The following is an 18,978-nucleotide window of genomic DNA, read 5'->3' as shown; positions in this document are numbered from 1 at the left end:
ACTATCTCCTCCGGGTGCAAACCGCACCGTCACCTTGTCGGGATTCATGCACCAGATGAGCCGCCAATTCACGTTCTTTTTAACCGCTCATCCACAATATGTTGCGGCCTGACCCTAATAGCCGGCGCGCAACGCCGCGATCAGCCGCTGGACGACCGCTCCGCCGCGCGTCGTGTGGACACGCTGCTCGCGCAAAGGCCGTTGCAGCAGATCCTGCCGCTCCTTCGATGCATAGAGCGCGAGGCCGGCGAGCGTCGCGAAAGCCGGGCCACGATGCGCCTCTGGCATGGCATCGAGCAGCTTGGGGCGACCGATCCGAACGGCGCGACCCAGCGCGGTCTGGGCGTAGTCCGCCATGCCCTTGAGCTCCGCGCCGCCGCCGGTCAGCACGACCTGGCGCCCGACCGGCGAGTGGAAGCCCATCTCGCCCAGCGCCTTGTTGACCTCCGCCATCAGCCGGTTCAGCCGCTCGCAAATCACCCCGACCAGTTCGGCGCGAGTCACGCGGCGCGCTTCGGTCTGCTCGGCGCTGCTGGCGGCCGGCGCGATTTCGATGATCTCCCGAAAGTCCCGGCGCGACTGCATGGCCGAGCCGTAAAAGCACTTCATGCGCTCAGCCTGGCTGCGGCGAATGCCGAAGGCCGAGGCGATATCGTCCGTGACGTCGGCCGCGCCGATGGGAATGGATTTGAAGCCCACCAGCATGCCGCCGATGTGCAGCGAGACATTGGTGACGCCCGCCCCGAGCTCGACCAGCGCCACGCCAAGATCGCGCTCTTCGTCGGAGAGGCAGGCCGCAGCCGTGGCGACCGGCGCGGCGATGATGCTCTGCACATCGAGATACGCCCCGCGCACGCTGGTTTCCAGGTTCCGCAGTGGCGCACCATCGGCCAGCACCACATGGATATCCACGCCGAGCTGATCGGCATGAAGCCCCATCGGCCGCGCGACGCCGCGCATGCCGTCGATGGTGTAGAGCGTCGGCTGCGCCTGCAGGATGACCCGGCCACCCGGATCGATCCGCTCGCGCGCCTGATCGTACAGGCTCTCGATATCGGCCTGCTCGATCCGCCGACCACCAACATTGATCTCGACCGGCTCGACCTTGCTCTCGATGCTGCCGCCGGAGAAGCTCAGGATGACCTTCTCGATGTTGGTGCCGGCGACCTTCTCGGCCTGCTCGACCGTCTCGCGCACGGCCAGTTCGGTGCGCTCCATGTCGACCACGAAGCCCCGACGCACGCCCCGGCTCTCGCGCTGACCGGTGCCCAGCACCGCCAGCGTGCCATCCTCCTGCTTGCGCGCGATCAGCGCCGACACCTTCCAGGTGCCGATGTCGATCGCGGTAATCAGCCCATCATTGCGCGCTGCCATGCTTAGCCCTCCCCACCCGATGCAGAGGTCGTCGATCGATCCTTCTCCCCGGACGTCACAACCGCCGAATCCTTGGCCGACGTCACCGCCGGCGCTTCATCCTCTTTCTTGCCCGGCGGCAGGCGCAGCACGAAGCGTGCGGGATCGCGCATGTCGAACCGCAGCACGCCGCGCCCGAGCAGCCGGTCCACGCCATCCATGCGCGCGAAGTTAACCAGCGCAGCAGCCGCGTCGGCATCGCCTTCCGGAAGCATGAGCTGCTCGCCGGACTGAAAGCGCAGATCCCAGCGGCGCCCGCCAACCCAGGTCGCGCCGGCCAGCATCGGCTTGAGCGCCGGCGCGGCGTTCATTAGTTCGGCCAGCGCCTTGGTCCGCTTGTTGGCATCCGGCCCCACCACCAGCGGCAGATCGGGCAAGGCATTGGCCTCGACCGGGCCGAGCGCGACGCCTGCGGCGTCCACCAGCATCAATTGCCCGCCATTCTGCCAGACCGCAGCCGGCTGCCGCTCTACCACATCGACGATCAGCGCATCGGGCAGACGGCGGGAAATCCGCGCCTCCTTCACCCAGCCCAGCCGCATGACCTCGTTGCGCAGATTGTCGAGATCGACCGCCAGCATCGAGCGCTCGACATATTTCACCGCGATGTCGGAGACCTGCATCTCGTCCATGCGCTCGAGCCCGCGCACCTCGATCTTGGCGACGGCAAAGCCCGCGCGCCCGGCGAGATCGTTCACCTCGGCGCGCAGCATCGCCGGCAAGCCCATGAAGCTGGCGGTGACCCACAGCAGGATGAAAAGGACCAGGCCGATCCCCCAGGTCATCAACCGATTGATCTGCGCCGGACTGAGCGGAACATAGTCGAGCAGCTTGTCCAGATTGCTCCTCGCCCGCCGCGGCTTGCGGCCGGCCCGGCCGCCGCGCGCGCCGCTCGCCGAGCCGCGCTTGATCGTCGCGCTGTTCATTGCTTCCCCCCACGGTCCGCCAGAGCCTCGGCGATGATACTCTCTACGAGTTCGCCGTAGCTCATGCCCAAATATTTCGCCTGCTCCGGCACCAGGCTCAACGCCGTCATGCCGGGCTGCGTATTCACTTCCAGAAGATACAGGCCATCGAGCCCGCGCTCGTCATCCCAGCGGAAGTCCGAGCGCGACGTGCCCTTGCAGCCCAGCAGACGATGCGCCCGCAGCGCGATGTCCATCATCGCAGCGGCCATCTCGGCCGGGACGGGCGCCGGGCAGATATGGTCGGTCAGGCCGTCGGTATATTTCGCGTCATAATCATAGAAGCCGCTCTTGGGGCGCAGCTCCGTCACCGCCAGCGCCCGATCGCCGAGCACAGCCACAGTCAGCTCACGGCCGCGAATGAACGGCTCGGCCAGCAGTTGGTCGAAATCCTGCCACGGCCCCACCGCATCGCGCGCGATCGGATTGCCGTAATTGCCCTCTTCCGTGACGATGGCGACGCCGACCGACGAGCCTTCGTTGACCGGCTTGAGCACATAGGGGCGCGGCAAGGGATCGCCGGCGAACAGGCTCTCGCACTCGACGATATGGCCGCCGGGCATCGGGATGCCATGGGGCACGAGATGCTGCTTGGTGAGCTGCTTGTCGATGGCGATGACCGAGGTTGCCAGACCGCTATGCGTGTAGGCGAACCCCATGATGTCCATGAGTCCCTGCACGGTGCCATCCTCGCCCGGCACGCCATGCAGGGCATTGAACACGATGTCGGGATTGGCCGAGATGAGCTTGGCCGGAAAATCACGGCCCTCCGCCAGGGTGGCGCCCAGATCGATGGGCACGACCTCATGGCCGCGATCTTCCAGCGCCTGGATGATGCCTTTCGCGCTCGACAGCGAGACATGCCGCTCGGCGGCCCAGCCACCCATGAGGACAGCGACCTTGAGACGCTTCATGCTCATTGCCCCTGCTCCTGCGCCGAACGGCCCACGCGCTGAATCTCCCATTCGAGGGTTATGCCACTTTCTGCCTGCACGCGCCGGCGCACCTCTTCGCCAAGGGACTCGATGTCCGCACTGGTCGCCCCGCCGATGTTGATGAGGAAATTGGTGTGCTTCTCGCTCACTTGCGCCCCACCGAGGCTGAGGCCCCGGCAGCCGGCCCGGTCGACCAGCGCCCAGGCCTTTTCGCCCGGCGGGTTCTTGAAGGTCGATCCACCCGTCTTGCTGCGCAGCGGCTGCGATTCTTCCCGCGCGGTCGCGATCCGGTCCATTTCCGCCTGAATGGCTGCCGGTTCAGCCGGCACGCCGCGGAATGTCGCCGCGATCACCACTGCGCCTTCGGGCAGAGTCGAATGCCGATAGGTGAAGCCGAGCGCATCCAGCGGCAGCACGACCCGCTCGCCGGAGCGCAGGATGACCTCGGCCTCAATGAGAATGTCCTTCACCTCGCGGCCATAAGCGCCACCATTCATCCGAACGAAGCCGCCGACCGTGCCCGGAATGGAGCGGAGAAACTCAAGCCCGCCAATACCCGCGTCGCGTGCCGTGGAGGAGACCAGAATGCCGGAGGCGCCCCCGCCGCACCGCAGCGTCTGCGGCGCGCTCTGCTCGACGCGCGCGAACGCCTTGCCAAGCCGCACCACCACGCCGGGCACGCCGCCATCGCGAACGATCATGTTGGACCCAAGGCCGAGCGCCATTACCGGCACCGAGAGATCCAACTCCGAGAGAAACAGCGCGAGGTCATCCGCATCCGCCGGCTCGAACAACCAATCCGCCGCACCGCCCGCCTTGAACCACACCAGAGGCGCGAGCGGCGCACCGCGCGTCAGCTTGCCCCGTACGGCAATGCCGTCGGGGTTCAGGTGTCGATCGACGTTCACGGAAGCGGCAGGATTCATCAGGAGCGACCGCTCCACCAGCTGGACCAACGCCCGATCAGATCGGCCTGGGCCTTGCCGGCACGGTTCATGGCTTCACCCATGTCGAGCGCGGCCTGCCCCATGCCCTTCGGCCCCATGGCGGCATGGCTCTCGACGGCGTCGATCATCTCACGCGCCATGTCGAGGCTCTTGCCATGCACCTCGATCATGCGCTCCTGCATCTCCAGGCCAATGCGCATCAGCTCCCACATCAGCCGCGCCCCTCGCCCGATGCCGCGATGGCCGGCGCCAGACCAGCCGCCCATTTGGTGATGTCGCCCGCGCCGAGGCAGACGATCATGTCATCGGCCTTCAGATCCGCGGCGAGGGCCGCGGCGAGCGCATCGGCATCGCCGATGGTCTGCGCCGCGCGATGGCCGCGACGCTTGAGGCCGGCGACCAGCGCATCGGCATCCACGCCCTCGATCGGCTGCTCGCCGGCCGGATAGACGGGCGAGACATAGACCATGTCGGCATCGTTGAAGGATTGCTGGAACTCGTCCATCAGATCGCGCAGCCGCGTGAAGCGGTGCGGCTGCACCACGGCGATCACCCGGCCCTGCGCGCCCTCGCGGGCCGCCGCGAGAACCGCGCGGATTTCGACCGGATGGTGGCCATAATCATCGATGACGATCGCCTTGCCGGCGCCCGTCTCGATCTCGCCCACCTTGGTGAAACGCCGCTTGACGCCGCCGAAGCTGGCGAAGCCGGTCTGGATGGTCGCATCCTCAATGCCCATCTGCAGGGCGACGCCAATGGAGGCCATGGCATTCAGCACATTGTGCCGGCCCGGCATCGGCATGGTGATGTCGGCAATGCGTCGCGTCGAGCCATCACGCTCGCGAATCTGCACGTCGAACATATTGCCACCGGGAACGGGCCGGACATTCTCGCCGCGCAGGTCGGCCTGTGCGGAAAAGCCATAGGTCACGATCCGCCGATCCTGCACGCGCGGCAGGATCGCCTGCACCTCCGGGTGATCCAGGCAGAGCATGGCCGCGCCATAGAAGGGCACATTCTCGACAAACTCGACGAACGCGTCCTTCACCGCATCGAACGAGCCATAATGATCGAGATGCTCGGGATCGATGTTGGTGACGACGGCATAGGTACCGTCCAGCCGCAGGAAGCTGCCATCACTCTCATCGGCCTCGACCACCATCCAGTCGCTGTTGCCGAGGCGCGCGTTGGAACCGTAGCTGTTGATGATGCCGCCATTGATGACGGTGGGGTCAATGCCGCCGGCATCGAGCAGCGCCGCGATCATCGAGGTCGTCGTCGTCTTGCCGTGCGTGCCGGCCACCGCGACGGTGGATTTGAGCCGCATCAGTTCGGCCAGCATCTCGGCGCGGCGGATGACGGGCACGCGATTCTCCAGCGCCAGCTCCACCTCCGGATTGCCGCGCTTGATCGCGGTGGAGGTCACCACCACGGCAGCATCGCCCAGATTCTCGGCCTTGTGGCCGATCATCACATTGATGCCGAGATCGCGCAGATGCTGGATGACATAGCCTTCCGACATGTCGCTGCCCTGCACGCTGTAACCCATATTGTGCATCACCTCGGCGATGCCGGACATGCCGATGCCGCCGATGCCGATGAAGTGGATCGTGCCGATATCCGTGCCGACGCCCTTCATGCGCCCGCTCCCGCGAGGCCGGCCATGCGCGGCGCTTCTGCGGCCCGCACGGTGTCGATGGTCTGCGGCGCGGGGCCGAAGCTTTCGATGAGATCGCACATGTCCTTCACCGCATCCGGGCGGCCGCAGCGATGCGCGCGCTTGGCAGCGTTTTGAAGCGCACCCGGTTCCATCGCCAGTTTCTGCATCTGGCGGGCCAGCTCGGCGGGCGTGAACTTGCTCTGGTCGATCGCGCGGGCGCCGCCCGCCTTCACCATCTCGAGGACATTATAGGCTTGGTGGTTATCCATGGCACTCGGCAAAGGTATGAGGATGGCGGGGCGCCCCGCGGCGGTAAGTTCGGCAATGGTCGAGGCGCCGGCGCGCCCGATCACGAGGTGCGACCAGGCGAGCTTGGTCGGCATGTCCTCGATATAGGTCGCCAGATCGGCGGGAATTTCCATCTCGGCATAGAGCGCGCGGACCTGCTCGATGTCCTCGGGCCGGCATTGCTGGGTGACCTGCAGCCGCCGCCGCAGGCTGATCGGCAACATACCCAGCCCGGCCGGCACGACTTGCGAGAGGATCGATGCGCCCTGGCTTCCGCCGGTGACCAGCAGGCGCAGCACGCTCTCATCGGAGAAGACCGGGAACGGCTCGTCGCGCAGGGCCAGGACGGACTCCCGCACCGGATTGCCGATCAGATAGGTCTTGTCCGCGTGGCGTTTGGCGAGACGCTTCACATCGGGATAAGCGGTCGCGATGGCAGCCACCTTGCGGGCCACCAGCCGGTTGACGCGGCCGAGCACCGCGTTCTGCTCATGCACGATCGCCGGTATGCCTTCCGCAAAGGCGCCAAGCATCGCCGGCAGCGCGGGATAGCCGCCGAAGCCCACCACGGCGGCCGGCTCGAAGGTCGAGTAGAGCTGCCGGGCCATGGCGCGCCCTTCGAGAATGGACTTAAAGCCCCTGATCCAGCCGGAAATGCCGCCGGACATGCGGCCCGCTGGCAGCACATGCGTCTGCACATCCTCAAACAGGCCCGGAATCTTTGCGCCGCGCTCGTCGGTAATCAGGGCGACGCGGTGGCCCCGCGCCATAAGCTCCTGCGCGATGGCGTGGGCGGGGACCATGTGCCCACCCGTGCCACCGGCAGCCAGAACATAATGCCGAAAAAGGCTCATCGCCCGCTCCATGTGACGACGTAGGGGGAGCGCGACATATACGGGTTCCGCCGAGTGAAGGCCAGCAGCAGGCCGATGCCCGAGCACAAGGCAATCATCGACGAGCCGCCATAGCTGATGAACGGCAGCGTCATGCCCTTGGAGGGGAAGATGTGGATGTTCACGCCCATGTTGATGACCGCCTGCACGCCCATCACAAAGACAAGGCCGGAGGTTGCCATGACGATGAATGGATCTTCCTCATCCAGCAGCCGCAGCAGGACCCGCACGATGATGGCGAGATAGACGAGCGCGATGGCGATGCAGGCGATCAAGCCGAACTCCTCGCCGATCACCGAGAAGATGTAGTCGGTGTGCGCCTCGGGCAGATTGAACTTGGCGGTGCCGCCACCGGGGCCAACGCCGGTCAGGCCGCCGCGCGTGATGGTCGCATAGGCCAGCTGCACCTGATCCGGCCCCGCCGCCGGATCGACGACCGGGTTGAGGAAGGAATCGATGCGCTCACGACCATTGTCGTAGAAGAGATAGGTCAGCACGAATAGGCCGAGGCCGCCGCATGCAAAACCCGAGAGGAGCTTGATCGACGCGCCGCCCACCAGCAGCAGCGCCCCCCAGCAGGCCACGAAAATGACCGTCTGGCCGAAGTCCGGCTGCCGCATGAGCAGGAGGGCGACGATGCCGGTCAACATGCCCGTCAGCGGGATCACCGGCAGCGAGGGATCACGCGCGCGCAGCGACAGCAGCCAGGCAATGGCGACAACGAAGAAGGGCTTGAGAAACTCCGAGGGCTGGAAGCGGAAGGCGCCGCTGCCCAGCCAACGCGAGGCACCGTTCACGCTCGTCCCGATGATCGGCACCAGCACCAGCATCACCGCGAACAGCGCCGCCAGACCGACCGCCAAGCGGCGCGCCTGGGTGCGCGGGAGCATGGAAATTACGATCATCAGCGGCAGACCAAGGCCGATCCACATGAGCTGGCGATAGAAGAAATAGAGGGGCGAGAGCGAGGCCGAATGGGTCGACAGCTTGGCCGCCGCCACGGGCGAGGCCGCCGCGACCGCCACCAGCCCGATCGCGATCAGCACCACGATGAGGCCGAGCAGCACTCGGTCGATCTCCCAGAACCAGATCGCCAGCGCGGTCCGCTCGCGCGGCATGGGCTTGCCGGGGCGGGCGCGCAAAGGAGACAAGGCGACATCGAGCGGCGGCGCGGTAACCGGCTTCGCCGCCTCGCCTTCGACCATGACTACGCCTTCGTCCCCGCGCTCGCTCATGCCCCTGCCCCCGTTTCTGCCCCTGCTTTATCGCGAAGCGCGGCCACGGCGGCCGCAAAGGCATCGCCCCGCGCCTCGAAATCCCGGAACTGATCGAACGACGCGCAGGCCGGCGAAAGCAGAACGATATCGCCCGGCTGCGCATGCGCGGCAGCCTCGGCCACCGCCGTTACCATCAGCTCGCATTCGGTGACGGGCACGGAAGCCTCGCCGAGCAGACGGGCGAACAGCGGCCCCGCCTCGCCGATGGTGTAGCCGCGCGCAATGTTGGGGAAGCCCGCCGCGCACTCATCGAGCGAATCCGACTTGGCGAGACCGCCGAGAATCCAGTGGATGCGCGGCCGTCCGTCGACCGGTGGCCAGGCAGCGAGCGCCGGCGCGGTCGAGGCGGCGTTGGTCGCCTTGCTGTCGTTGACGAACAGCACGCCGTCGATTTCGGCAACGCGCTGCATGCGATGCGGCAGGCTGACATAGCTCGCCAGCGCCTGCGCCGTCGTCTCGGGTGCAATGCCCAGCGCCTTTGCCACGGCCTTGGCGACCGCGACATTCTGCGCATTGTGCGGCCCCTGCAAGGCCGGCCAGCGCGACTGGTCCTCGGCGGCAATCGACTGGGCCGTCACGGGCACGGTCTGCGGCAGAGCATCGGCGATGCGCCGCGTCACCGCGTCGTCCACCGCAATGATTGCCGGATGATCGGACGACTGCATGGCGAAGAGGCGCTGCTTGGACGCGACATAGCCCTCAAAGCCATCATAGCGGTCGAGATGGTCGGGCGTGATGTTGAGCAGCACCGCCACGTCGCAATCGAGGCTGAAGGTCAGATCGATCTGATAGCTGGAAAGCTCCAGCACATAGACGCCGCCCTCCGGCAGCGGTGCCTGCGCGAGAATGGGCAGGCCGATGTTCCCGCCCATGCGCGAGGGCAAACCGGCCGTACGCACGATGTGATCGATCAGCGCCGTCGTGGTCGACTTGCCATTGGTGCCGGTGATGCCAACCACGCGATGCGCCGGCAGGCTCGACCGTGCCAGCGCGAACAGCTCGATGTCGCCGATGATCGGCACGCCGGCGGCGCGCGCGCGGCATGTCACCGGGTGACGGTTGAGCGGCACGCCCGGCGAGACGACCAGCGCGTCCAGCCCGGCCAGATCCATCTCCATCGGATCGCCCAGCTCGGCCTTGTCGGCCACCAGCGCCCGCGCATCCTCGCGTTGGTCCCAGGCGATGACATGGGCACCACTGGCGGCCAGGGCATCGACCGTGGCGAGGCCGGAGCGGGCCAGCCCCAGAACGGCATAGCGCTTGCCGGCAAAGGCGGGGGAGACGATCATCGCAGCTTCAACGTCGCAAGACCCGCGAGCGCGAGGACGAAGGAGACGATCCAGAAGCGGATCACTACCGTGGATTCAGGCCAGCCAAGCTGCTCGAAATGATGATGGATGGGCGCCATGCGGAACACCCTTTTGCCGGTGCGCTTGTAGAAGAACACCTGAATGACGACCGACATGGCTTCCACCACGAAGATGCCGCCGATGACCGCCAGCACGATCTCGTGATGCGCCGCGACGGCGATCACGCCGATGGTGCCGCCCAGTGCGAGGCTGCCGGTATCACCCATGAACACCGCCGCCGGCGGCGCATTGAACCACAGGAAGGCAAGACATGCGCCGACAATCGCGCCGCAGAGGATCACCAGATCGCCCGCGCCCGGCACATGGGGGATGCCCAGATAGGCCGCATAGTCGGCGCGGCCGACGAGATAGACGATCAGCATGAAGGCCATCGACGCCACGATCACCGGCATGGAGGCCAGCCCGTCCAGCCCGTCGGTGAGGTTCACGGCATTGCCGAAGGCGACGATGACGAAGGCGCCGAACAGATAATAAAGCGGCCCGAGGTCCAGCGCGCCGCCGCTCCAGAAGGGCAGATACAGCAAGGTGCCGTTCTGGCTGACGATCAACCAGGTGGCGAAACCGGCGATGCCGAATTCCGCCAGCAGGCGCGCCCGGGCGGAAAGACCCTTGTGGCTCGCCTTGGTCACCTTGTCATAATCGTCCATGAAACCGATGGCGCCAAAGCCCAGCGTCACGATGAGGCAGGCCCAGATATAGACCGAGGTGACGTTCATCCACAGCAGCACGGCGCTCGCCATGGCGGTGAGGATCATCAACCCGCCCATGGTCGGCGTGCCGCGCTTGACGAAGTGCGTCTGCGGCCCATCCTCGCGGATCGGCTGCCCCTTGCCCTGGCGGACACGCAGCCAGCCGATGAAGCGGGGACCGATCACCAGCCCGATGATCAGCGCCGTCATGATCGCGGCGCCGGCCCGGAATGTGAGGTAGCGGACCAGGTTGAAGATGCCTGGGAAATTCAGTTGTTCAGCGAGCCAATAAAGCATCAGGCCACCTCGCTTGCTGCGAGCTGTTCGACAAGTCGCGAAAGTCCGACACTGTTGGACCCCTTGACCAGCACCACATCGCCGCTTTTGACCATTAAGCGTGCGAATTCAACGGCCTGATCGACATTTGCGACGTGCTCAACGGAAATTTCGCCGGCCAGAGCATCGGCGAGCGGTGCCATTTCCTCGCCGACCAGAAGCGCCACATCCACCTTCGCATCGCGAATGGCCTGCGCCAGCCCCGCATGAAGCGGCGCGGACTGGTCGCCGAGTTCCTTCATCGCGCCCAATATCGCGATCCGCCGCTGCGCGCGCTCCTCGCCAAGCTGCGCCAAGGTCGCGGCCATGGAGGCGGGATTGGCATTATAGGCTTCATCGATGATCAAGGCCTCGCCACCGTCCGCGGTCGCGCTGGGACGGCGCGCGCCCCGGCCCGGCAACCCGGTCATTTCCGCCAGCGCAAGCCCGGCCTGCGCCAGATCGCCACCGGCGGCCTCGACCACGGCCAGCACGCCCAGCGCATTGCTGACCCAGTGGCGACCGGGCATTCCGACCACCAGACTGAGGCGCGCCGCGCGGGTCTGCACGGTGATGCGGGTGCCGGCAGCGCCCACGGACATTTCGTCGATTAGTCGAACATCCGCCCCGGCATCGCGCCCGAAGGTGACAACTTGCCCGGCGTGACGACGGGCGTGGTCTGTCAGCAGCGGCGCATGGGGCGAGTCGGCGGGGATGACCGCTGTGCCACCCTCGACAAGGCCTTCGAAGATCTCCGCCTTGGCCAGCGCGATCTTCTCTTCCGTCCCGAAATATTCGATGTGCGCGGGCGCAATCGTCGTGACGATGGCGACATGTGGGCGGACGAGCGCGGTCAGCGCGCGCAGTTCGCCCTCATGGTTCATGCCCATCTCGAACACGCCATAACGCGCCTCGCGCGGCATCCGCGCCAGCGAGAGCGGCACACCGACATGATTGTTATAGCTCTTGAGCGAACGATGGGCGGCGCCCTGGCTCATCCGGTCGAAGGCGGCGAACAGCGCTTCCTTGACGCCGGTCTTGCCCACGGAGCCGGTGACGCCGATGATCTTTGCCGACGTCCGTTCGCGCGAGGCACGGCCAAGGTCATCGAGGCCCTTCGCGGTGTCGGCGACGCGGACGCAGGGGCCTTCGACCGCCCGATCCACCAGCAGCCCCGATGCGCCGGACGCCAGCGCCCCAGGAATATAGGCGTGACCATCCGCGCTCTCGCCATGCAGCGCGACGAAGAGATCGCCGGCCGCGACCTCCCGGCTGTCGAACGCGACGCCGCTCACCGCGAAGGCCGTGGAGGCTGCCCCGCCGGTCGCTGCGACGATCTCGTCGGAGGTCCACAAGCTCATGCAGCGCATTCCCGCGCCACGGTAACATCGTCGAACGGCAACACGCGATCGCCGATGATCTGACCCTGCTCATGCCCCTTGCCGGCCAGCAGCACGATATCGTCCGGCCCCGCCTCCGCAATGGCGGCAGCAATGGCAGCCCGTCGCCCGCCAATCTCCCGCGCGCCCGGCGCGCCGGCCATGATCGCGGCGCGGATCACCTGTGGGTCTTCCCCGCGCGGATTGTCATCGGTGACGATCACGACATCGCTCAGGTCGCTGGCAACGCCGCCCATCAGCGGGCGCTTGCCGGCATCGCGATCCCCACCGGCGCCGAACACGGTGATGAGCCGACCGCGCACATGCGGACGCAGCGCTTCGATGGCCGCCCGCAGCCCGTCGGGCGTATGGGCGTAATCGACATAAACCGGCGCACCGGCAGTGGTGATGACGGCGCGTTCCAGCCGACCGCGCACCGGCTGCACGCGCGAGAGCAAGCCCAGCACCGTCTTCAGCGCGCCGCCGGTTGCGAGGACCAGTCCGGCGGAAACCAGCGCATTGGCGGCCTGATAGGCGCCGATGAGCGGCAGATCGACCTTGTGCGTGCCGCCCTCCGCCTCGATCATAAGCGTCTGCCCAAGATGCGTGGGCGTTTGCGTGACCAGCCGCAGCGTCTCGCCGGCCGAACCGACCGTCATCAGCTGCAGGCCCCGGCGACGAACATGCTCGATCACCTCTACAGAGCGTTCGTCATCGGCCCAGATGACAGCGACGCCGTCGTCGGCGACAACCTCGTCGAACAGCCGCATCTTGGCCGCGAAATACATATCCATCGTGCCGTGATAATCGAGATGATCGCGGCTCAGATTGGTGAAGGCGCCCGCCGCGACGCGCGGCCCCTCGGCGCGATATTGGGCCAGCCCATGGCTCGACGCCTCATAGGCGACATGATCGACGCCTTCCTTGGCGAGCCCGGCGAGATTGGAGAGGAAGGTCACCACGTCCGGCGTCGTGAGGCCGGTCGAAACCTGATCCACGGCGGTCGTCACGCCCAGCGTGCCGATGGACGCGGCGCCATGGCCCATCATGCGCCAGAGCTGCCGGGTCAGTTCAACCGTCGAAGTCTTGCCATTGGTGCCGGTGACCGCGACCAGCGTCTGCGGATAAGGCGCATAATAGCGCGCCGCGAGGCTCGCGAACAGGCGGCGCGGTTCCTCGGCGGCGATGTGGGGGACGCCGGTCACCCGCGCGTCCGGGGCCGCGACGACAGCCACGGCGCCCGCAGCGATAGCCGCGTCGATAAAGTCCTCGCCGTTCACCCGCGCGCCGCGAAACGCGCCGAACACGGCGCCGGGCGCCACTTTGCGATGGTCCAGCGCGAAGCCGCTCACCTCGGCGTCCTTGGCCGGATCAATCGAATCGGGCACGAGCGTGGAAAGGCGCATCATTCGGCCACCTCTTCGTCTTTGACCAACGGGGTCAGCTCAGAAATGTCGACGTCGCGGAACGCCTCGGGATAGACGCCCAGCAGCGGCGCGGCGCGCGACACGAAGGACTTCACCACCGGGGCGGCCGTATAAGCGGCCGTGCGGATGCCCGGGTAGCGCGCACTGCCCTGCGGCTCGTCCATCATGACGATGACGACGTAGCGCGGCGCTTCCATCGGGAAAGCCGCAGCGAAGGTGGAGACCAGCGAGCGGCGGGCATAGCCGCCGTCCTTGGGCTTCTCGGCCGTTCCGGTCTTGCCGCCGACGCGATAGCCTTCGGCATCCGCATTGCGCCCGGTGCCGGTCTGCACGATCATCCGCAGCAACTGGCGCATCTTCGCGCTGGTCTGCTCGGAGAACACCCGGCGGGCGGCCACTTGTTCATTCGGCTTGCGCTTGAGAACGGTGGTGGGGTGCCAGATGCCGCCATTCACCAGCGCTGCATAAGCACTCGCCAGATGCATCGGCGTCACGGCGATGCCGTGGCCATAGGCCGTCGTCATGATCGTCGTGCGATACCAGCGCGACGGGAACAGCGTGCCGGCCTGCTCGCGCAGCTCCACGGTGGCCGGACGGTCGAACTCTAGCGAGCGATAGGCAGCCTCAAGCGGCTTCTGCCCCATTTCATCGGCGATGCGGGCCGTGACAATGTTGCTGGAGTGCACCAGCGCCTCTGGCACCGTCAGCCAGCGGCCCAGAGGATGGTCATCCTTGATGGTGAAGCGCCCAACCGGCAGCGGCGCCGTGGCATCATAGCGCTTGCTCATGCTGACGATGACGCCCGCATCCATGGCGATGGCGAAAGACAGCGGCTTGAACGTCGAGCCGAGCTCGTAGCGCGCCTGAACCACGCGGTTGCAGCGCGGCGACATGTCGCAGGTGATCTGGCCCCGGCGCATTTGGCCGTCCGGGCCCATCACCATCGGCGCCTCGACCGGCACCAGGCGGTTGGGATTGAATGTGGGCAGAGACGCCATCGCGATCACTTCGCCATTGCGCGAATCCAGCACGATGCCGACCGCGCCCTTGGCGCTCTGTTCCGCCATGCCGAGCGACAGCTCTTCCTCCAGCGCGGCCTGAACCCGGCTATCGATGGAAAGCTGCAGCGGCTGCCCGCGCGTCTTTTCATCGGTCAGCCGGTCATCGAACGCGCGCTCGACGCCCATGGCACCGAACCCGTCCCGATTGACGAAACCGATAAGGTGCGCGGCCAGCGTGCGCTGCGGATACAGCCGCTCCGCCTCGCGCGGAAACTCGATGCCGATCTCGCCCAGCGCATTCACAGCGGCGACGTCGCGCGGCACGGCGCGGGTGCGGAGGTAGTTCCACTGCCCGCCCGAGGTCAGCTTGGCATAGAAATCCGCTTCGGACTGGTCGGGGAAGATCGCGTGGAGCTTTTTGGCCAGATCGCGCGGATCGCCGAGCAGGCGGTCGCGGCGCACGGCAATGGCGTAGCCGTCGATATCGCGCGCCAGCGGTACGCCGTTGCGGTCGACAATATCAGCGCGCCCCGGAATCGGGATCGGGCTCGCCATGCGCTCCGCCTGGGTGCCGGCGTCGATGCCCATCCAGACCATTTTCGCCGCCATCACCATTGTGATCGCGGCGAAAATAAGCAGGAGGAGCATGATCCGGCCGTGGGCCACCGTGACCAAATCTGTCGGCTTCCGATTCTCGGAACGCGGCTCCGGCCGCGCCAAAATGGTGGCCATCAGGGCACCATGGCTTCACTTAGAGCCGGGCCGCCGAGCAGCTTCTTGTCGAGCAGGGCCAGCCGGGCTGCCTTGCGGGAGGCCGGATCGGGCTCGACAGTGCGGCGCGCCGCAGCCTCTGCCGGCGCGCGCGTTGCCGGCTTCGCCTTAACCTCCGCCACGGGCGGCCGGGGCTCGGCAGCCGAGGCGGTGCGAATGAAGGCGAATTCCGAGGCCACATCGGCGCCGCTCCGCGCTGCCGGCTTGTCGGGCGCTGCCGCGACCGGCGCAGGCGGGGTGTTCTGGGCCATCGCGGTCATGACGGGCGGCGGGCTGTAGCCGCCGGTCACCGGCGCCATGCGGTCCAGATTGGCGAGCGCGCGCTCATTGGGCAGATATTGCGCAGGCGCCGGCACATACAGGCGCAGGTCGCTGGTGTTCCAAGCATGGAGCTGACGCATGGTCGCCCGCGCGCCGAATTCCGCCTCAAGATAGCGGATGTCGGCGCGGGTCCAGCGGATCTGGTCGATCGTATGCCGCACCGCGTTCCGCTCCGTCGCAACCTGCAGGCTGATCAGATAGGCAGCGAGCGCCCCCATGGCGACCACGAGAATCCACATGATGCTTTGCAAGCGCTTGATGGCGATCATGATCGTGCTCCCACAGATTGGTGCATGGCAGGGGCTTCAGTTCGGATGGCGCTACGCAGCGTTGCGGAGCGCGCACGGGGGTTGGACTTGAGCTCGGCATCGCCGGGGCGAACAGCGCGGGCGGGCTTCTGGAAGGTCGGGCGTACGGCGGATTTGACCTCCGGCCGGTGGCGCGAGCCGGCACCCTCCTGCCCGCTGCGCGTACGGAGAAAATTCTTCACGATGCGGTCTTCCAGGCTGTGGAAGGTCACCACCGCCAGCCGGCCGCCCGGGCGCAGCACGGCCTCGGCGGCATCCAGACCGCGCTCCAGCGCATCCAGCTCGCCATTGAGATGAATGCGGATCGCCTGGAAGGTCCGCGTCGCCGGATCGGTCTTGTCGCCGGGCCGCTTGCCGAGCGCCTTGTGGACCGCGCCGACGAGATCGCCGATGGTCGCCAGCGGGCGCGCCGCCACGATGGCGCGCGCGACACGGCGCGACTGCCGCTCCTCGCCATAATGATAGAGGATGTCGGCCAGCTCGGTCTCATCGACGCGGTTGAGAAATTCGGCCGCCGTCTCGCCGGACTGGCTCATCCGCATATCCAGAGGGGCGTCCGGAAAGCGGAACGAGAAGCCGCGCCGCTCGCGATCGAGCTGCATGGAGGAGACGCCGATATCCAGCGTCACGCCATCCACGCTATCGACACCGGCCTCAGCCAGCAGCCGTTCCATCTGCGCGAAATTGCCGGCGAGCAGCGTAATCGCGCCTTCACTGGCTGCGACGACCGCCTGCCCTTCGGCAATGGCGTCAGGATCCTGATCGATCGCGAAGACCCGCGCACCGCGCGCGGCCATTGCGCGGCTGTACCCGCCGGCACCGAATGTGCCGTCGACATGACGCTCGCCAGGGGCAATGGCAAGCGCGTCCAGCACTTCGTCGAGCAGCACGGGGCGGTGCGGCTCGGCCGGCGGGTTCGCAAGGGAAGCCGCGCTCATCAGCGCTCCTCCCGTTTGGCCTTGAGCTCATCGAGGAAGGTTTCGCATTCCTCGATGGCAAGCAGGTTCGCCGAATTCTCGGCGAGGAAGCGCTCGGGACTCCAGAGTTGGACGAGGCGACCGCCCCCCACAATGAAGAGCGCGTCGGTGATGCCGTACAACCGCCGAAAAGCCGGCGGCAGGGTGAACCTGCCGCCGGAGTCGATGGTAACGGTCTTGATGGTGCTCCAGAAGTTCGCGTCCGCCATTTCCGCGTCGAAATCCTCGCCACGGGTCATGGCGATGCGGGCGGCCTCGTCGAACTTGTTCTGAAAGAAATCGAGCTGTTTGCTGCCGAAAAGCGACACATATTTGCGGGTGGGATCGGCCCGAACAAGCATGGTGCCGGGCTGGGTGCTGTGCTCATTCAGGACGGAGCGGAACGACATCGGCAGCGCGAAGCGCCCCTTGCCGTCCAGGGCACTGGCCCCGTTCCCCATGAAATAAGCCGATGACACCCCAACGAACTCCCTGCGCGGGGCACAGGCCTTCCCGCTCCGGAAAGCACCAAGCTGACCGGTTGATAGACTCGCGAAGATACGAGTGCCCCTAGGCCTGCGGTATTAGCAGCCCACCCCCGGGGAGAAAAGGGAGAATCTTGGATAAAGTGGGAAATGATGGGAAAATCTTGGTGAGATTAGGGAGAAATGTCCTCCGTTTTTCTTATGTTCTCATTATGGCCCGTATTTGTCCGAAACATGGACTGGGAAAAGCCGGGATTGCGCACCACCAGCGCCAGCAGGAGGGAAAGGACAAGCGCAGCGGCCAGCGCGAAGCGGAGACCCTGTACCAGAGCGGCCTCGTCCTTCACCCAACTCGTGAACACGCTCGTGGACACTGGCTCGTTGCGGAGCCACGCGGCGAGAACGTCCGGCGCATCGCTGGTGCGCAGCGCGCGGTCGGCCCCATCCTGCGAGGCCAGCGTCCAGAGGCGGTCATCGATCCAGTCCGCATCCGCCACCAGCAACGCCTGCCCCCTGCCCAATCGGCAGGTCGCGAGGAATCCCTGCTCGGCGGGCGTGCAGCCGGCCGTCGGCTCGCGCACCACGAAGCGCGAGGCACCCGCGACCTGCAGCAAGGCGCCTGACGCCAGGCTCCGCCGATCGGACGCCTCGCCCCCATGGCCATCGCCATGGGATTGCGCGCTGAATTCCGCAGCCTCCAGCCGCACGCCCCAATGGGCCAGCAGCGGATCGAGCAGACTCGTGAGCGGCGGTCGCCCGGGATGGACGAGCGGGCGCGGGTCCGGCCAGAGCAACAGCGGATCGGCCAGCACCACCGCGCGTCCACCCGCGCGCACCCAGCGGTCCAGCGCGACCAGTTCTTCGGGCGCCATCGCACGCGGCTGCGCCAGCAGCACCGCCGCGTGCCCAGCCAGGCTATGGTCATTGAGCGCATCGAGAGGGTGCAGCGCGACATGGAGGTCCAGCGCGCGCAGCAAGGGCGAGCGCAGGCCGATCGACTGCGTCGCCGGCAATCCGTGAACGGCGCCCATGGCGACATCATGCAACGGCAAGGCCGAGAACAAAGCGACGCTGGGCCGATCCCCGGCCGTGGCAGATTGGGAAGCATTGCGCATGGCTGGCACGGCCCAATTCGCGACAAGCACTGCCCCTACGCACAGCGCCAGCGCGGAACCCAGCCTTACACGGCGGGAACGTCCTGCAATCAAGGCCCAAAGACTGCCGACCATGGCCAGCCCCGCCGCGAGCGCGATCATGCCGGCCCAGGGCAGACGGACGGACGCCAACCCGATCAGGCACAGCGGTGGCAGCAAGACGGCGGCCCACAGAGCCGCAACCGTCGGCCAGCGCAACCTTGCAGGAGCAGCCTCGGCGCGGTCACCCTGCCCGGCGCGGGCGGCGCGCGTCAGCAGAATTGCGCCCAGAATGATCCCCGCAGCCCCCGGCCACAGCCAATCGAGCGGATCGAGCCGTCCGGTGCGCAGGCTGGTGCCGGTCAGCCCGAGCAGGAGCGACAGGATGGCAGGGGCAAGCGTCGCCGCCAGCAGCAAGGCAGTGCGGGGCATCGCGGCAACCGGG

At 66.8% G+C, this 18,978-nt stretch carries 17 protein-coding genes; all 17 read right to left on the bottom strand.

Annotated elements, in window-relative coordinates; all coding sequences use genetic code 11:
• Positions 1-114 precede the first annotated feature (114 nt).
• Positions 115-1,374 (bottom strand): cell division protein FtsA, encoded by a 1,260-nt coding sequence (ftsA, locus tag M2342_RS05255; protein WP_181558870.1) that lies wholly within the window; start codon positions 1,372-1,374, stop codon positions 115-117.
• A gap of 2 nt (positions 1,375-1,376) precedes the next feature.
• Positions 1,377-2,339 (bottom strand): cell division protein FtsQ/DivIB, encoded by a 963-nt coding sequence (locus M2342_RS05250; protein ID WP_264574587.1) that lies wholly within the window; start codon positions 2,337-2,339, stop codon positions 1,377-1,379.
• The gene (locus M2342_RS05245; RefSeq protein ID WP_264578314.1) at positions 2,336-3,298 is read right to left on the bottom strand and encodes a D-alanine--D-alanine ligase; all 963 of its coding nucleotides are present in this window, start codon (positions 3,296-3,298) and stop codon (positions 2,336-2,338) included. Before M2342_RS05245 ends, M2342_RS05250 begins: the two co-directional genes overlap by 4 nt.
• Entirely contained in the window at positions 3,295-4,239 is a 945-nt protein-coding gene (gene murB, locus M2342_RS05240) for a UDP-N-acetylmuramate dehydrogenase (protein WP_264578313.1), read from the bottom strand. The genes M2342_RS05245 and murB overlap by 4 nt, the downstream gene beginning before the upstream one ends.
• Positions 4,239-4,472, bottom strand: coding sequence for a hypothetical protein (locus M2342_RS05235; RefSeq protein WP_181558866.1), 234 nt, complete (start codon positions 4,470-4,472; stop codon positions 4,239-4,241). Before M2342_RS05235 ends, murB begins: the two co-directional genes overlap by 1 nt.
• The gene (gene murC, locus M2342_RS05230) at positions 4,472-5,899 is read right to left on the bottom strand and encodes a UDP-N-acetylmuramate--L-alanine ligase (protein ID WP_264578312.1); all 1,428 of its coding nucleotides are present in this window, start codon (positions 5,897-5,899) and stop codon (positions 4,472-4,474) included. The genes M2342_RS05235 and murC overlap by 1 nt, the downstream gene beginning before the upstream one ends.
• A complete protein-coding gene (murG, locus tag M2342_RS05225; RefSeq protein ID WP_264578311.1) occupies positions 5,896-7,062 on the bottom strand; it encodes an undecaprenyldiphospho-muramoylpentapeptide beta-N-acetylglucosaminyltransferase in 1,167 nt (388 codons plus the stop codon). Before murG ends, murC begins: the two co-directional genes overlap by 4 nt.
• Positions 7,059-8,219: a putative lipid II flippase FtsW gene (gene ftsW / locus M2342_RS05220; RefSeq protein WP_264572369.1), complete on the bottom strand. Its 1,161-nt coding sequence runs from the start codon at positions 8,217-8,219 to the stop codon at positions 7,059-7,061. Before ftsW ends, murG begins: the two co-directional genes overlap by 4 nt.
• A 113-nt stretch (positions 8,220-8,332) precedes the next feature.
• Positions 8,333-9,667, bottom strand: coding sequence for a UDP-N-acetylmuramoyl-L-alanine--D-glutamate ligase (gene murD, locus M2342_RS05215; protein ID WP_264578310.1), 1,335 nt, complete (start codon positions 9,665-9,667; stop codon positions 8,333-8,335).
• Positions 9,664-10,734: a phospho-N-acetylmuramoyl-pentapeptide-transferase gene (gene mraY / locus M2342_RS05210; RefSeq protein WP_264576430.1), complete on the bottom strand. Its 1,071-nt coding sequence runs from the start codon at positions 10,732-10,734 to the stop codon at positions 9,664-9,666. The genes murD and mraY overlap by 4 nt, the downstream gene beginning before the upstream one ends.
• On the bottom strand, positions 10,734-12,113 hold the full coding sequence (locus M2342_RS05205) for a UDP-N-acetylmuramoyl-tripeptide--D-alanyl-D-alanine ligase (RefSeq protein ID WP_264578309.1): 1,380 nt from the start codon (positions 12,111-12,113) through the stop codon (positions 10,734-10,736). The genes mraY and M2342_RS05205 overlap by 1 nt, the downstream gene beginning before the upstream one ends.
• A complete protein-coding gene (locus M2342_RS05200) occupies positions 12,110-13,537 on the bottom strand; it encodes a UDP-N-acetylmuramoyl-L-alanyl-D-glutamate--2,6-diaminopimelate ligase (RefSeq protein WP_264579991.1) in 1,428 nt (475 codons plus the stop codon). Before M2342_RS05200 ends, M2342_RS05205 begins: the two co-directional genes overlap by 4 nt.
• Positions 13,537-15,291 (bottom strand): peptidoglycan D,D-transpeptidase FtsI family protein, encoded by a 1,755-nt coding sequence (locus tag M2342_RS05195; RefSeq protein WP_264578308.1) that lies wholly within the window; start codon positions 15,289-15,291, stop codon positions 13,537-13,539. The genes M2342_RS05200 and M2342_RS05195 overlap by 1 nt, the downstream gene beginning before the upstream one ends.
• A complete protein-coding gene (locus M2342_RS05190; RefSeq protein ID WP_264578307.1) occupies positions 15,291-15,920 on the bottom strand; it encodes a colicin transporter in 630 nt (209 codons plus the stop codon). Before M2342_RS05190 ends, M2342_RS05195 begins: the two co-directional genes overlap by 1 nt.
• Positions 15,917-16,897: a 16S rRNA (cytosine(1402)-N(4))-methyltransferase RsmH gene (gene rsmH / locus M2342_RS05185; protein WP_264572196.1), complete on the bottom strand. Its 981-nt coding sequence runs from the start codon at positions 16,895-16,897 to the stop codon at positions 15,917-15,919. Before rsmH ends, M2342_RS05190 begins: the two co-directional genes overlap by 4 nt.
• Complete coding sequence (locus M2342_RS05180) at positions 16,897-17,376, bottom strand: division/cell wall cluster transcriptional repressor MraZ (RefSeq protein ID WP_220128503.1); 480 nt, start codon at positions 17,374-17,376, stop codon at positions 16,897-16,899. The genes rsmH and M2342_RS05180 overlap by 1 nt, the downstream gene beginning before the upstream one ends.
• A 197-nt stretch (positions 17,377-17,573) precedes the next feature.
• Positions 17,574-18,965: a GldG family protein gene (locus M2342_RS05175; protein ID WP_264578306.1), complete on the bottom strand. Its 1,392-nt coding sequence runs from the start codon at positions 18,963-18,965 to the stop codon at positions 17,574-17,576.
• Positions 18,966-18,978 lie beyond the last annotated feature (13 nt).

The organism is Sphingobium sp. B8D3A (genome assembly GCF_025961995.1).
Lineage (GTDB): Bacteria > Pseudomonadota > Alphaproteobacteria > Sphingomonadales > Sphingomonadaceae > Sphingobium.
This window is presented reverse-complemented; position numbering and strand designations above follow the sequence as displayed.